General features: G+C 69.0%; 11 protein-coding genes. 8 read left to right on the top strand and 3 right to left on the bottom strand.

Going from position 1 to position 13,870, the window contains the following annotated elements; all coding sequences use genetic code 11:
• The first annotated feature begins 44 nt into the window (after positions 1-44).
• The 5 genes from CLV70_RS27535 to CLV70_RS27515 all read left to right on the top strand — a co-directional run bounded on the left by CLV70_RS27535 (position 45) and on the right by CLV70_RS27515 (position 9,848).
• Complete coding sequence (locus CLV70_RS27535) at positions 45-935, top strand: carbohydrate ABC transporter permease (protein WP_106129519.1); 891 nt, start codon at positions 45-47, stop codon at positions 933-935.
• Between the two features lie 10 nt (positions 936-945).
• Positions 946-1,908, top strand: a complete 963-nt coding sequence (locus CLV70_RS27530) for a carbohydrate ABC transporter permease (RefSeq protein WP_106129518.1) — start codon at positions 946-948, stop codon at positions 1,906-1,908.
• Between the two features lie 94 nt (positions 1,909-2,002).
• Positions 2,003-3,598, top strand: coding sequence for a glycoside hydrolase family 13 protein (locus CLV70_RS27525; protein ID WP_106129684.1), 1,596 nt, complete (start codon positions 2,003-2,005; stop codon positions 3,596-3,598).
• Between the two features lie 14 nt (positions 3,599-3,612).
• A complete protein-coding gene (locus tag CLV70_RS27520; RefSeq protein WP_106129517.1) occupies positions 3,613-5,907 on the top strand; it encodes a discoidin domain-containing protein in 2,295 nt (764 codons plus the stop codon).
• Positions 5,908-6,002: 95 nt separating this feature from the next.
• Positions 6,003-9,848 carry a discoidin domain-containing protein gene (locus CLV70_RS27515; RefSeq protein ID WP_106129516.1) on the top strand — a complete coding sequence of 1,282 codons (3,846 nt, stop codon included), beginning with the start codon at positions 6,003-6,005 and terminating at the stop codon, positions 9,846-9,848.
• Positions 9,849-10,152: 304 nt separating this feature from the next.
• Here CLV70_RS27515 and CLV70_RS27510 read toward each other — a convergent pair whose 3' ends face one another.
• The 3 genes from CLV70_RS27510 to CLV70_RS27500 form a co-directional block, all read right to left on the bottom strand.
• Positions 10,153-10,467 carry a hypothetical protein gene (locus CLV70_RS27510; RefSeq protein ID WP_106129515.1) on the bottom strand — a complete coding sequence of 105 codons (315 nt, stop codon included), beginning with the start codon at positions 10,465-10,467 and terminating at the stop codon, positions 10,153-10,155.
• Positions 10,468-10,594: 127 nt separating this feature from the next.
• Complete coding sequence (locus CLV70_RS27505) at positions 10,595-11,296, bottom strand: hypothetical protein (RefSeq protein WP_146164183.1); 702 nt, start codon at positions 11,294-11,296, stop codon at positions 10,595-10,597.
• A gap of 86 nt (positions 11,297-11,382) precedes the next feature.
• Positions 11,383-11,799, bottom strand: a complete 417-nt coding sequence (locus CLV70_RS27500) for a DUF4259 domain-containing protein (RefSeq protein WP_106129513.1) — start codon at positions 11,797-11,799, stop codon at positions 11,383-11,385.
• Between the two features lie 19 nt (positions 11,800-11,818).
• Between CLV70_RS27500 and CLV70_RS27495 the strand changes: the two genes are divergently transcribed.
• The 3 genes from CLV70_RS27495 to CLV70_RS27485 all read left to right on the top strand — a co-directional run bounded on the left by CLV70_RS27495 (position 11,819) and on the right by CLV70_RS27485 (position 13,750).
• Positions 11,819-12,529 carry a DUF6985 domain-containing protein gene (locus CLV70_RS27495; RefSeq protein WP_245908495.1) on the top strand — a complete coding sequence of 237 codons (711 nt, stop codon included), beginning with the start codon at positions 11,819-11,821 and terminating at the stop codon, positions 12,527-12,529.
• A 172-nt stretch (positions 12,530-12,701) separates the two neighbouring features.
• Positions 12,702-13,166 carry a winged helix-turn-helix domain-containing protein gene (locus tag CLV70_RS27490; RefSeq protein ID WP_245908494.1) on the top strand — a complete coding sequence of 155 codons (465 nt, stop codon included), beginning with the start codon at positions 12,702-12,704 and terminating at the stop codon, positions 13,164-13,166.
• Positions 13,145-13,750 (top strand): IS630 family transposase, encoded by a 606-nt coding sequence (locus CLV70_RS27485; RefSeq protein ID WP_106129511.1) that lies wholly within the window; start codon positions 13,145-13,147, stop codon positions 13,748-13,750. Before CLV70_RS27490 ends, CLV70_RS27485 begins: the two co-directional genes overlap by 22 nt.
• The last annotated feature ends 120 nt before the right edge of the window (positions 13,751-13,870 follow it).

Genomic DNA, 13,870 nt, shown 5'->3' with positions numbered 1-13,870 from the left:
GCCGGCGGACCCCCGCCGGCGGCCCCGTCAGACAAGGAACGACGATGGCGGTACTCTCCGCGGCCAAGGTCCGGCGCAAGATCTCCGACAACCTGCTGGCGTACGCGTTCATGGCCGCGGGCCTGGCCTGCTTCGCCTTCTTCTCCTGGTATCCGCTCGTCAAGGGCGTGATCCTGAGCTTCCAGCAGGACAACTTCGTGGTGCCGCCGTACTGGGTGGGCCTGGACAACTACAAGGCGCTCTTCGACGATCCGCTGTTCTACACCGCCTGGAAGAACACGCTGCTGTTCACCGGGCTCGCCCTGGTGTTCGGATTCGTCCTGCCGTTCTTCATCGCCGTCCTGCTCAACGAGTTCCGCCACTTCAGCGGCTACTTCCGGGTGCTGGTCTACCTGCCGGTGATGCTGCCGCCGATCGTCGCGGTCCTGCTGTGGAAGTACTTCTACGACCCGGGCAACGGCCTGTTCAACACGGTGCTGCGCGGCGTGGGCCTGCCCGAGTCGCAGTGGACCCAGTCGTCCGGCACCGCCATGATCTCCCTGGTGCTCGTGTCCACCTGGGCCAACCTGGGCGGCGCGACGCTGATGTACCTGGCCGCCCTCCAGGGCATCCCCGGCGAGCTGTACGAGGCCGCCGAACTGGACGGCGCGAGCATCTGGCAGCGGCTGCGGCACGTCACCCTGCCCCAGATGCGCTTCATCATGCTGGTCCTGCTGCTGCTCCAGATCATCGCGACCATGCAGGTCTTCATCGAGCCGTACGCCCTGACCGGCACCTCCAACCCGGACACCATCACGGTGATGGTGCTGGTCTACCGCTACGCGTTCACCGTCAACAACGACTTCGGCCTGGCCGCCGCCATGAGCGTGCTGCTCTTCGTGGTGCTCGGCGCCTTCTCGGCGCTGTACCTGCGGCTGACCCGGAGCGGGGACTGAGGAGAGCCCGATGACCCTGACCGCCCCGCCCCGCACGCCGCCCGGCGTCGCCCCGGCGCCCGCACCGGCCCGCCGGCGCCGGATCTCCACGAGCGGCACGGCGAGCCGTACGCTCATCTCCGCCGTGGACCTGCAACGGCACCGCAAGCTCTACTTCACGGTGCTCGGGCTGACCCTGCTGGTCTTCACGCTGGTGTTCCTGTTCCCGCTGTACTGGATGGTCACCGGCGCGGTGAAGTCCCCGGCCGAGTTCGCGCGGAGCACCCCGACCTTCATCCCGGAGTCGTGGCACCCGGAGACGTACGCGACCGCGTGGACGAACATGCGGATCGCCAAGTACTTCACCAACACCGTGTTCTACGCGACCGGCGGCTGGCTCATCTCGCTGCTCGTGGACGTCGGGGTCGCGTACGCCCTCAGCAAGCTCAAGCCGATCTTCGGCAAGGTCGTCCTGGGCCTGATGCTCGCCAGCCTCATGCTCCCGGCCGCGGCGCTGCTGGTGCCGGCGTACAAGACGGTCGTGGACGTGCCGCTCTTCCACGTGAACCTGCTCAACACGCCGTGGGCGCTGTGGTTGCCGGCCGCCGCCAACGCGTTCAACGTCTACGTGCTCAAGCGCTTCTTCGACCAGATCCCCGACGACCTGCTCGACGCCGCCTCGATCGACGGCGCCGGCAAGCTGCGCCAGCTGTGGTCGATCATCCTGCCGCTGTCCCGGCCGGTGCTCGGGGTGACGTCCATCTTCATCATCGTCGCGATGTGGAAGGACTTCCTCTGGCCGCTGCTGGTGTTGCAGGACCCGGAGTCGCAGACGCTGAGCGTGGCGCTCGCCCGGCTCTCCAACACCAGCCAGGTACCGCCCACGGAGTTCATGGCCGGCCTGGCCATCGCCAGCCTCCCCATGATCGTCGTCTTCCTGATCTTCCAGCGCAGCATCATCGGCGGACTCTCCGCGGGCTCGATGAAGGGCTGATCTCCGCCGGTCACCGGGCGATCAGCGCCGATCGCCGGGGACCGTGCGCCCGGATTCGCTCGCCCAGACAGACAGAAAGCAGGTCAAAGTGGCTATTTCCGCTCCGGGTCCCTGGTGGCGCGACGCCGTCATCTACCAGGTGTATCCGCGCAGCTTCGCCGACGGCGACGGCGACGGCATCGGCGACATCGACGGGATCCGCAGCCACCTGAGCCACCTGGCCGACCTGGGCGTCGACGCCATCTGGATGAGCCCCTGGTATCCGTCGCCGATGGCCGACGCCGGCTACGACGTGGCCGACTTCCGCGACATCGACCCGGCGTTCGGCACCCTCTCCGAGGCCGAGGCCCTGATCAGCGAGGCCCACGCGGCCGGCATCCGGATGATCGTCGACATCGTGCCGAACCACCTCTCCAGCGAGCACGTCTGGTTCAAGAAGGCGCTGGCCGACCCGGCCGCCCCCGAGCGCGAGCTGTTCTGGTTCCGGCCGGGCCGCGGCGAGCACGGCGACGAGATGCCCACCGACTGGGTCGGCGAGTTCGGCGGCACGACCTGGACCCGCACCACCGACCCGGACGGCACCCCCGGCGACTGGTACCTGCACCTGTTCACCCCCGAGCAGCCCGACCTCAACTGGGAGCACCCCACCGTCCGGGCCGAGTTCGAGGACATCCTGCGCTTCTGGTTCGACCGCGGCGTCGACGGCATCCGGATCGACTCGGCCGCCCTGCTCTTCAAGGACCGCACCCTCCCGGCGGTCGTCGAGGGCCGCCCGCACCCCTTCCACGACCTCGACGAGGTGCACGACGTCTACCGGGCGTGGCGGCGGGTGTCCGACAGCTACCCGGACCGGGCGCTGATCGGCGAGGTGTGGATGCCGGAGGTCGAGCGCTTCGCGAACTACCTGCGCCCCGACGAGCTGCACGCCGCGTTCAACTTCGACTTCCTCGGCTGCGCCTGGGATCCGGAGCTGATGCGCGCGTGCATCGACCGTACGCTCGACGCCCACCGCGCGGTCGGCGCGCCCGCCACCTGGGTGCTGTCCAACCACGACGTCACCCGGCACGTCACCCGGTACGGCCGCACCACCACCACCTTCAGCTTCGAGAACAACCTCGACGGCACCCCGGTGGACCTCGAACTGGGCACCCGCCGGGCGCGCGCCGCCGCGCTGCTGTCCCTGTCCCTGCCCGGCGCCACCTACGTCTACCAGGGCGAGGAGCTGGGCCTCTGGGAGAACGAGAACATCCCGGTCGACCGGCTCCAGGACCCCATGTACGCGCGCCGCGGGCACAGCCGCGACGGCTGCCGGGTGCCGCTGCCGTGGAGCGGCGACGAACCGCCGTTCGGCTTCTCCACCGCCGAGCCGTGGCTCCCCCAGCCGGCCGAGTGGAAGGACCGCACCGTCCAGGCGCAGACCGGCGACCCGAGCTCGATGCTGGAGCTCTACCGGTCGGCCATCGCCCTGCGCAGGGCCGAGGGCGGGCTGCACGAGCCGCACATGACGTGGCTCCCGGGCGCGCCCGGCGTGCTCGCGTACGCGCGCGGCGCCGCCTTCGCCTGCGTCCTCAACATGTCTCCGGCCGCGGTCCCGCTGCCGGCGCACCGATCCGTCCTGCTCACCAGCAGCCCCCTCGACGGCGGGGACCTTCCCCCGGACACCGCCGCCTGGCTGCGCCTGGCCACCTGACGAAAGGCATCCCCATGGCCGCTCGCACCGTCCCCCGCTCCCTGGCCGTCCTCACCGCCGCCGCCGTGGTGGCCGCCGCCGCCACCGCGGTCGTCACCACCGCCCGGCCCGCACAGGCCGCCGGCCTCTCCCCGTTCGACATCCCCGGGCGCGGTGCCACCGTGCCGTTCACCGAGCACGAGGCCGAGAACGCCACCACCAACGGCACGAGGACCGGCACCAGCCGGCTCTACGGCCGGCTGTCGTCGGAGGCGTCCGGCCGCGAGGCGGTCACCCTCGACGGCGTCGGCGAGTACGTCGAGTTCACGCTCACCAAGCCCGCGAACGCCGTCACCTTCCGATACAGCATCCCGGACGGCAACAACGGCGCCGGCCGCGACGCCTCCCTGGACCTGCGCGCCAACGGCACCGTCGTGAAGTCCGTGCCGGTCACCTCGAAGTACGGCTGGTTCTACGGCGGCTACCCGTTCAACAACAACCCCGGCGACTCGAACCCGCACCACTTCTACGACGAGGCCCGGACCATGTTCGGGACCACGTACGCGGCCGGCACCAAGATCCGCCTCCAGGTCTCCTCCACCGCGCAGTCCCCCTCCTTCACCATCGACCTGGCCGACTTCGAGAACGTCCCGGACCCCGTCGGCAAGCCCTCCGGGGCGATCGACGCGGTGGCCGACTACGGCGCCGACCCGACCGGCGCCACCGACTCGACGGCGAGGCTCCAGGCCGCGGTCAACGCCGGGTCGTCCTCCGGCCGCACGGTCTACCTCCCGCGCGGCACCTACACGCTCTACAGCCACGTCATCGTCGACCGGGTGACGGTGGCCGGCGCCGGGCCCTGGTACACCGTCCTCGGCGGGCGCCACCCCACCCAGCGCAACCTGGCCGCGGGCATCTACGGCAAGTACGTCCCCGACGGCGGCCCGAGCCAGAACGTCACGGTCCGCGACCTGGCGATCATCGGCGACATCCGCGAGCGCGTCGACGACGACCAGGTCAACGCGTTCGGCGGCGCGATGAGCAACTCCACCATCGACAACGTGTGGATGCAGCACACCAAGGTCGGCGCGTGGATGGACGGGCCGATGGACCGCTTCACCATCCGCAACAGTCGCATCCTCGACCAGACCGCCGACGGCGTGAACTTCCACATCGGCGTCACCAACTCGACGGTCACCAACACCTTCGTCCGCAACACCGGCGACGACGGCCTGGCCATGTGGGCCCAGGACCGGCCGAACGTCGGCAACTCGTTCACCCGCAACACGGTGGTCGCGCCGATCCTGGCCAACAACCTCGTCAGCTACGGCGGCCGGGACATCGTGATGACCGACAACGTCGTCTCGGACACGGTCACCAACGGCGGCGGCATCCACGTGGCCAACCGCTACCCGGGCGTGCAGGGGCCGACCGCGGTCGCCGGCACCTGGACGCTGGCCCGCAACACCCTCATCCGGGCCGGCAACTCCGACTACAACTGGAACTTCGGGGTCGGCGCGATCTGGTTCTCCGGCCTCAACACGCCGATCACCGGCGCCACGATCAACATCACCGACACCGACATCCTGGACAGCTCGTACGCCGCCCTGCACTGGATCGAGGGCCAGTCGAGCGGCATCCGGCTCTCCGGCGTCACCATCGCCGGGGCGGGCACGTACGCCCTCCAGGTCCAGGCGCCCAGCCAGGTCACCTTCGACAACGTGCGGGCCACCGGCATCGCCCAGCCGAAGCCGATCCACAACTGCGTGGGATCGGGCTTCCAGATCACCCGCACCGGCACGAACACCGGCTGGTACACCGACACCCCGGACTGCGGGCCGTGGCCGGCGCCGCAGTGGGGCAACGGGCCCACCACCCCGCCCAGCAACGACCCGACCACGCCGCCGCCGACCGGCAACCTGGCGGCGGGCCGCCCCGTCACCGCGACCAGCCAGGTGGACGTCTACACCCCCGCCAACGCCGTCGACGGCAACGCCGCCACGTACTGGGAGAGCGCGAACAACGCCTTCCCGCAGTCGCTGACGGTCGACCTCGGGCAGAGCCGGCAGGTGTCGCGGATCGTGCTCAAGCTGCCGCCGGCGGCCGCGTGGGCGACCCGTACGCAAACGCTGTCGGTCCTGGGTTCGACCGACGGGTCGGCGTTCAGCACGGTCAAGGCGTCCGCCGGCTACACGTTCAACCCGTCGTCGGGCAACACCGCCACCCTCTCGTTCGCCCCCACCACCCAGCGCCACCTGCGGCTGACGTTCACCGGCAACACCGGCTGGCCCGCGGGCCAGGTCTCCGAGCTCGAGGTCTACGGCTCCTAGGCAGGCCTCGTGGCAAGTCGCGGGGAGGGCGGCGCCCCACCGATCGCCGTCCTCCCCGTCCCCCGCTCCCCCCGTACGGAAGAAGGCGCGCCCTGATGTCCAGACTGCGAAGAATCATGGTGGCGGTCGCCGCCGCCTCCCTCACCACCGCCGCCCTCCAGGTCGTCTCCCCCGCCGCCCCGGCCGCCGCCGCGGGCCCCAACCTGGCGGCCGGCAAGGCCTTCAGCGCCAGCAGCTTCGCCGACGTGTACGGCGCCGGCAACGCGGGCGACGGCAACGCCAGCAGCTACTGGGAGAGCGCCAACAACGCCTTCCCGCAGTGGCTGCAGGTCGACCTCGGCCAGTCCGTCTCCGTCAACCAGGCCGTCCTGAAGCTGCCGCCGGCCACCGCCTGGCAGACCCGGACCCAGACGCTGTCGGTGCAGGGCAGCACCACCGGCGCGAACTTCAGCGACCTCAAGGCGAGCGCCGGCTACACGTTCAACCCGTCGTCGGGCAACACCGTCACCATCGACTTCGGCGCCGCCACCACGCGCTACGTGCGCCTGAACATCACCGCGAACACCGGCTGGCCGGCCGGGCAGATCTCCGAGCTGGAGGTCTACGGCCCGGCCACGGGCGACACCCAGGCACCGAGCGCGCCGTCCGGGCTGGCGTACACCCAGCCGGCGGCCGGACAGATCCGGCTGACCTGGAACGCCTCGACGGACAACGTGGGGGTGACCGGCTACGAGATCTACGCCAACGGCTCGCTCAAGACCACGGTCGCCGGCACCGTGCTCACGTACCTCGACGACCAGCCGGACAGCGCCACCGTCCAGTACTACGTCCGGGCCCGCGACGCGGCCGGCAACGCGTCGGCGAACAGCAACACCGTCACGCGTACGGGCACCTCGGGCGACACCGTCGCGCCGACCACCCCGGGCACGCTGTCGTACACCCAGCCGCAGGCCGGGCAGATCCGCCTCGCGTGGGGCGCCTCCACGGACAACGTCGGCGTCACCGGCTACGAGGTGTACGCCAACGGCTCGCTCAGGACGACCGTCGCGGGCAACGTCCTCACCTACACCGACAACCAGCCGGCGAGCGCGACCGTGGCGTACCACGTCAAGGCGCGGGACGCCGCCGGCAACGTCTCGCAGGCGAGCAACACGGTCACCCGCACCGGCACCGTCACCGACGGGACGAACCTGGCCGTCGGGAAGCCGATCACCGCCTCGTCGACCGTCTTCACCTTCGTCGCGGCGAACGCGAACGACAACGACACGGCGACGTACTGGGAGGGCAGCGCGTACCCGGCGAACCTGACCGTGTCGCTCGGCGCCAACGCCACCACCAGCTCCGTCGTGGTCAAGCTCAACCCGTCGAGCGACTGGGGTACGCGCACCCAGACGTTCTCGGTCCTGGGCCGCGAGCAGAGCGCGTCCGGCTTCACCACGCTGGTGAACCCGGCGACGTACACGTTCAACCCGGCGAGCGGCAACACGGTCAGCATCCCGGTCAGCGCGACCGCGGCCGACGTGCGGCTCAGCTTCACCGCCAACACCGGCGCGCCCAGCGGGCAGGTGGCGGAGTTCCAGGTCATCGGCGTACCGGCACCCAACCCGGACCTGACGGTCACCGGCCTGACCTTCGCGCCGTCGGCGCCGGTCGAGACCGACGCGGTGACCCTGTCGGCCACCGTCCGCAACGCGGGCACGGCGGGCAGCCCGGCCACCACGGTCAACTTCTACCTGGGTACGACCAGAGCCGGCAGCGCGAACGTCGGTGCCCTCGCCGCCGGGGCGTCCGCCACGGTGACCGCGAACATCGGCGCGCGGGACGCGGGCACGTACGCCCTGAGCGCCGTCGTGGACGAGGCGAACACGGTCATCGAGCAGAACGACGCGAACAACTCGTACACCGCCCCGAGCAGCCTGGTCGTGGCGCCGGTGTCCAGCTCGGACCTGGTCGCCTCGGTGGTGACCTGGTCGCCGTCGAACCCGTCCGCGGGCCAGACGGTCACCTTCAACGTGACGCTGCGCAACCAGGGCACGGCCGCCTCCGCGGGCGGCGCGCACGGCGTCACCGTCACGATCCTCGGCGACAACGGTGCGCCCGTACGCACGCTCACCGGTTCGTGGTCGGGCACGCTCGCGCCCGGCGCCTCCTCGCCGTCGATCAACGTCGGCACCTGGACGGCGGTCAACGGCAAGTACACCGTACGGACGGTGATCGCCAACGACGGCAACGAGCTGCCCGTGAAGCAGGGCAACAACACCGGCGAGAAGCCGTTCTACGTGGGCCGCGGCGCCAACATGCCGTACGACATGTACGAGGCCGAGGACGGCACCACCGGCGGCGGCGCCCAGGTCGTCGGCCCCAACCGCAAGATCGGTGACCTGGCCGGCGAGGCGTCCGGCCGCAAGGCGGTCACGCTGAACGCGACCGGCGCGTACGTCCAGTGGACCACCCGGGCCGCCACCAACACCGTGGTCGCCCGCTTCTCCATCCCCGACAACACGACCAGCTCCGTCAACGTCTACGTCAACGGCTCGCTGAACAGGACGCTGCCGCTCACCTCCAAGTACGCCTGGCTCTACGGCAACGAGGACTCGCCGCAGAACTCGGGCACCGGGCCGCGGCACATCTACGACGAGGCGAACATCATGCTGACCGGCTCGTACCCGGCCGGCACGGTGATCAAGCTGCAGAAGGACGCGGCGAACGGCGGGAACATCGCGATCGACTTCATCAACACCGAGCAGGTCGCGCCGATCGCCAACCCGGATCCGTCCCGGTTCGTCGTCCCGAGCGGCTTCGACCAGCAGGCCGTGCAGTCAGCGCTGGACGCGGCCCGGATGGACGGCAGCAAGGCCGGCGTCTACCTTCCCGCGGGCGACTACCAGACGTCGAACAAGTTCCAGGTGTACGGCAAGGCGATCCAGGTCGTCGGCGCCGGCCCCTGGTACACGCGGTTCTTCACGCCGCAGAACCAGTCGGAGACGGATGCGGGCTTCCGCGCCGACAGCACCGCGAACGGCTCGACGTTCAAGAGCTTCGCGTTCTTCGGCAACTACACGATCCGGATCAACGGCCCGGGCAAGGTGTTCGACCTGGCCAACGTCGCCAACATCACCATCGACGACATCTGGGTCGAGCACACGCTGTGCCTCTACTGGGGCGCGAACACCGACCGCATGGTCATCAAGAACTCGCGCATCCGGGACATGTTCGCCGACGGCGTCAACATGACCAACGGCAGCACCGACAACCTGATCGACAACAACGACGCCCGGTCCACCGGCGACGACGCCTTCGCCCTGTTCTCGGCGATCGACGCGGGCGGCTCGGACGAGATCAACAACGTCTTCTCCAACCTGTCCACCACCCTCACCTGGCGCGCCGCGGGCATCGCCGTCTACGGCGGGTACGCCAACACCTTCAAGAACATCTACATCGCCGACACCCTGGTCTACTCGGGCATCACCATCAGCTCGCTGGACTTCGGCTACCCGATGAACGGCTTCGGCGCCGACCCGCCGACCGTCTTCGACAACATCTCGATCGTCCGCGCGGGCGGCCACTTCTGGGGCGCCCAGACCTTCCCGGCCATCTGGGTCTTCTCGGCGTCGAAGGTCTTCCAGGGCATCCGGGTCAGCAACGTCGACATCGTCGACCCGACGTACCACGGCATCATGTTCCAGACCAACTACGACCGGGCCGGCAACCCGGAGAACCCGGTCAAGGACACCATCTTCACCAACGTGTCGATCAGCGGCGCCCAGAAGAGCGGCGACGAGTACGACGCCAAGTCCGGCTTCGGCATCTGGGCCAACCCCTCGGCGGAGGCGGGCCAGGGCCCGGCCCGCGGCTCGGTCACCTTCAACAACCTCCGCCTGAGCAACAACTGGCGCGACATCGAGAACACCACCTCCACCTTCACGATCATCCGCAACTGACCCCACCCGCCCGAAGGGCCCGCGCCGGATCCCCGGCGCGGGCCCCGCTGTCCCCACCGCGGAGCCGCTCGTTGCCCATGGCGTCGCCGATGCCCTCGCGAGTTCACGGCCTTCCCTCACGGCTATCAGCAGTCCCGCGCCGAACTGACCGCGACGGTCCGCACCGCCACCAACCGCACGAGCAGGCCGGCTCGCGGCCGCGGCCCGGGTGAAATCGTCCCGCCCGGCCTCGTCCCGGCCATCCTCACGCCTGCAATCACCTGCCCGTGGCCGGACAGGTGCGCGCGCCGGCGGTCGCCCGCAGCTACGAGCCGATACGGCTTCCCACCGGCAGGTTCACCCGGCGCCCCATCCCGAACTGCGGGGCATCGGTGGTGGTGACCATGGCGAAGGCACCCGCGGGCACCCCCTTCCGGGTCGCCACCCTGGATGCCGCCGCCAGCAGCGTCCTCTCGCTCGCCCCAGCGATGAAGAAAATGTAGACGTCGCCGTACTGCTCGCCGTCGTCATACTCCTCGAGCCCGAGCTCATCCTCCAGGTCGATGAGGTAGTCCCCGATATCATCGATCCACTCGATGTCGTCGGTCATCGGAACGTGGATCTCCACGAGAACGGCCATGAGGCCAATACTCCAGCAACGATCATCGGCGACGGCACGCAGGGCAGGCATGGCCTGCGAGCACGGTCCGGAGACTCTCTTGGTGGCTCCATCGGCGGCCAGGGCCCGCGTTGCCTTGGGGGTGCGTTCAATCGAGTTCCCAATCGGCGGTCGTGGCCGACCGATGGCCGTTGGCGGGGGTACGGACGAGGGCCGGTCGGGCGTCGGCGCGGATCTGGAACACCACTTTCTGAATGACTTTCTCCCGGTTTTCGAGTCGATCGTCGCCCGCGAGCATCCGCGTCATCGCGAGATCATGCTGATACCAGGTGCCCTCCGCGTCGCACAGCCAGGTGTAGTTCCGTACCTGCGCAATGATCGTCAAACGCCCCATATTGCGTTCCTGCAACGACACCGACACGAGCCGCCTGCCGTCCGCCGGCCGCAGGTCGGCCGTCGGCTCGAGGTCGTCCGCCCCGAGCACCGAGACGTCATGCCTGCTTTCAGCGTCATGACCCAGCTCCAGCAGATCCCCCACCTTCATCAGTCTGCCGGGAGCGGGTAGATCCTCGACCAGGATCTCGCGCGGCATCCCGTTCACGTATTCGTTCGCGGAGTCTGGATACACCGCCGGGCTCGACAGGCACGCGGAGCCATCGGGCCTGGTCAACACGAACGCGGTAGCGCCGGACACGACAACCAGGACCACCACCACGGACGCCGCCACCCATCGCCGTGACAGGTGAAAGCGGGACCTGGCGGGTGCGGGTTCGTCCGCGGGCTCAGAGACCACCTCGGGCGAACCGTCCAGCGGTGCCCCCACCCGCCCGCGGCGGACGGCCAGTACCACCGCAGAACAATGCACTGAATCTGTGAGTCACGCGCAAGCGCGTGTAATTGTCTCCCGCCGCCGGACCAGCCTCGCAAATAAGCGCCTCAGTGAGGTTCGAGTGCGGTGCGGACGGGCGCGAGGACTGCGATGACGTCGTCGAGCCGGTCCGCTTCCTCCCATAGCTCGCGCCAGTGAGAGTCCTCGGCTATTACTCGATCGATTGCGCGGAGGGAGAGGCTGATGAGGTCGGCTGGTATGTCGAGTGGGCCGTCCGTGCGCAGGCAGTCGGGGCTGTATACAGGGTCCAGTGTTGGGCCGCCGGGTTGATGGGCCGCCACGATCGCGGCGGCCGCTATCGCCTCGGCGGCTTGGATGTAGTCGAGATAGCCGGTCTCATCGGCTGCCGCGGTCAGGGCCTTGCGCAGGACCGCGGGTCGCCCACTCAGGATGGCGTCGTTGAGTTCGTAGCCCCAGTCGCCGGCGGTGTCGTTGTCGAACGGGCCCAATCCCCAGGCACCCACGCAGATCTCCGCTGTTCTCGTGTCGGCACGCTTGGACGGTGAACAAGATACCTCGCCCGGCACTGGCACCTACGACTCTGCCGGCAACTCGTCGACGGAGCTGGCCCCGAGAGGGCCTGCAACGCTTCGCAACGAGCGGATCGCGGAAGAGGAAGCCGCCACGGAGGACGTCGCCTCCCCGACTACGGTGACGGATGTGCAGATTCCTGGCCTCGGTATGGTCGTCGAGGATGGCGACCTCGGTTGGTACTACAGTGCGCCGATACCAGTAGCGGTGCTCGGTGGAACAGCTTGCAGATTCGTCCTCGACGGCTATGACAACGACCCCGTGCCAGAAGACTTCCACGCGGCGATCCGTACCTTTCGTGCACTCGACCGATCAGCATTGGGCGCCGCCACGTCCTCGATCTTCGCCTACTACCGCGACGTCATGGACGAGGCCCGAGCCGATGGTGGTGACCAGTGGTACGTCGAGGTGGACAGCCCGCACGAAGTTCTTGACCATGTCCGGCTCGGAAACGAACCGACAGTCAGTCGGGACCCCTACGGCGACCGGCACGTCTACATCTCGGTCGAGTGCGAGTGCGATTGGGAACCAGAGCACGGCCTACAAATCGTGTTCCGTGACGGCGCTACGGTCACCAAGGTAGGTCCGTACGACGACCACCTCACCAACTCGGCGGCGTACGGCGACGATCAGCTCGACGGCGTGGTGAACCGGGCTCACTGAATAGGGGCACGGGCCTCGTTACACGTCAACCACAGCCAGCCTATGCGCTTCGGTCCGCGGACGAGGAAGGCGGCTACAGAGGTTGAAAAGCTGAGGTCCGTCGGCGTGTCTACGTGATCGATGTCGATGGGTTCGGTAGGCCGGAGGGATGAGGTATCCGGCTGGTGGTGGCATGAACGCGGCAGCCCGGGTCCGGCGTGAGAAGGTCCGGATCCAGGCCGCGACCATGTTCACCGAATCCAAAACGACCGCGCAGATAGCGTCTGAGCTGCGAGTCTCCGAGAAGTCTGTACGCCAGTGGCGTCGGCAGTGGACGGCCGGCGGGACGGCAGCCCTGGCGTCGACCGGCCCGGGCGGCTCGGACTGCAAACTCTCCGCCGACCAGCAGAAACAGCTGGCCGAGATGCTCGATGACGGCCCGGTCGCGCACGGCTGGGACGACGCTCGCTGGACCCTGGCCAGGGTCGCGGAGGTGATCGAACGCCACTTCGCGATCACCTACACGCTGCGCGGAGTGTCGTATCTGCTGCACCGCATCGGCTACAGCCAGCAGGTTCCCGCCCGCCGGGCGATCGAACGCGACCCTGCGGCGATCGCCTCCTGGCACCGGCGGCGGTGGCCGTCGGTAAGAGGTTAGCGGCGGCACGCGGGGCCTGGATCTGCTTCCAGGACGAAGCGGGTCAGGTGCTGCGGCCGCCGGTGGCCAAGACCTGGGCCCGGCGCGGGCACACACCGGTGATCTCGGTGTCGGGCAAGGGATCCGGGCGGGTCTCGATCGCCGGGCTGGTCTGTCTCAAGCCCGGACACCGCGGCCGGTTGATGTGGCGCACCCGGTTGCACCGCAATCGTAAAGGCGAGCGTGGCAGCTTCAGCGAGGACGACTACATCGCCTTCCTCGACCAGGCCCACCAACGCTTGCGGGCACCGATCGTGCTGATCTGGGACAACCTCAACACCCACATCAGCGTGCGGATGCGCGAGCTGATCGCGGCCCGGAGGTGGCTGACCGTGATCCGGTTACCCGCCTACGCCCCCGACCTCAACCCGACCGAGGGCGTCTGGCGGTGGATGAAACGCGGCCTGACCAACATCGCCGTCCGCGGCGTCGACCACCTCGCTGACCTCGTCAAACGCCGGCTACGCGCCTGCCAGCAACGCACCGACCTCCTCGCCGGCTTCTTCGCCAGCACCGGCATGACCCTCGACCCCGAGCCGCCCTAACGACCGAACCTCAGCCTTTCAATCTGGCTCTTCGAAGTTGAGCGGGGTTCGTGACTGAAGCCGACCCGTGTGTGAGGGCTCGCAGCTCATCAGTGATCATCTGAGTGTCTAGATCGGACG

The organism is Pseudosporangium ferrugineum, from assembly GCF_003002065.1.
Taxonomy (GTDB): domain Bacteria; phylum Actinomycetota; class Actinomycetes; order Mycobacteriales; family Micromonosporaceae; genus Actinoplanes; species Actinoplanes ferrugineus_A.
Note: the sequence above shows the minus strand (reverse complement) of the source record. Positions and strands in the feature narration are given on the sequence as shown.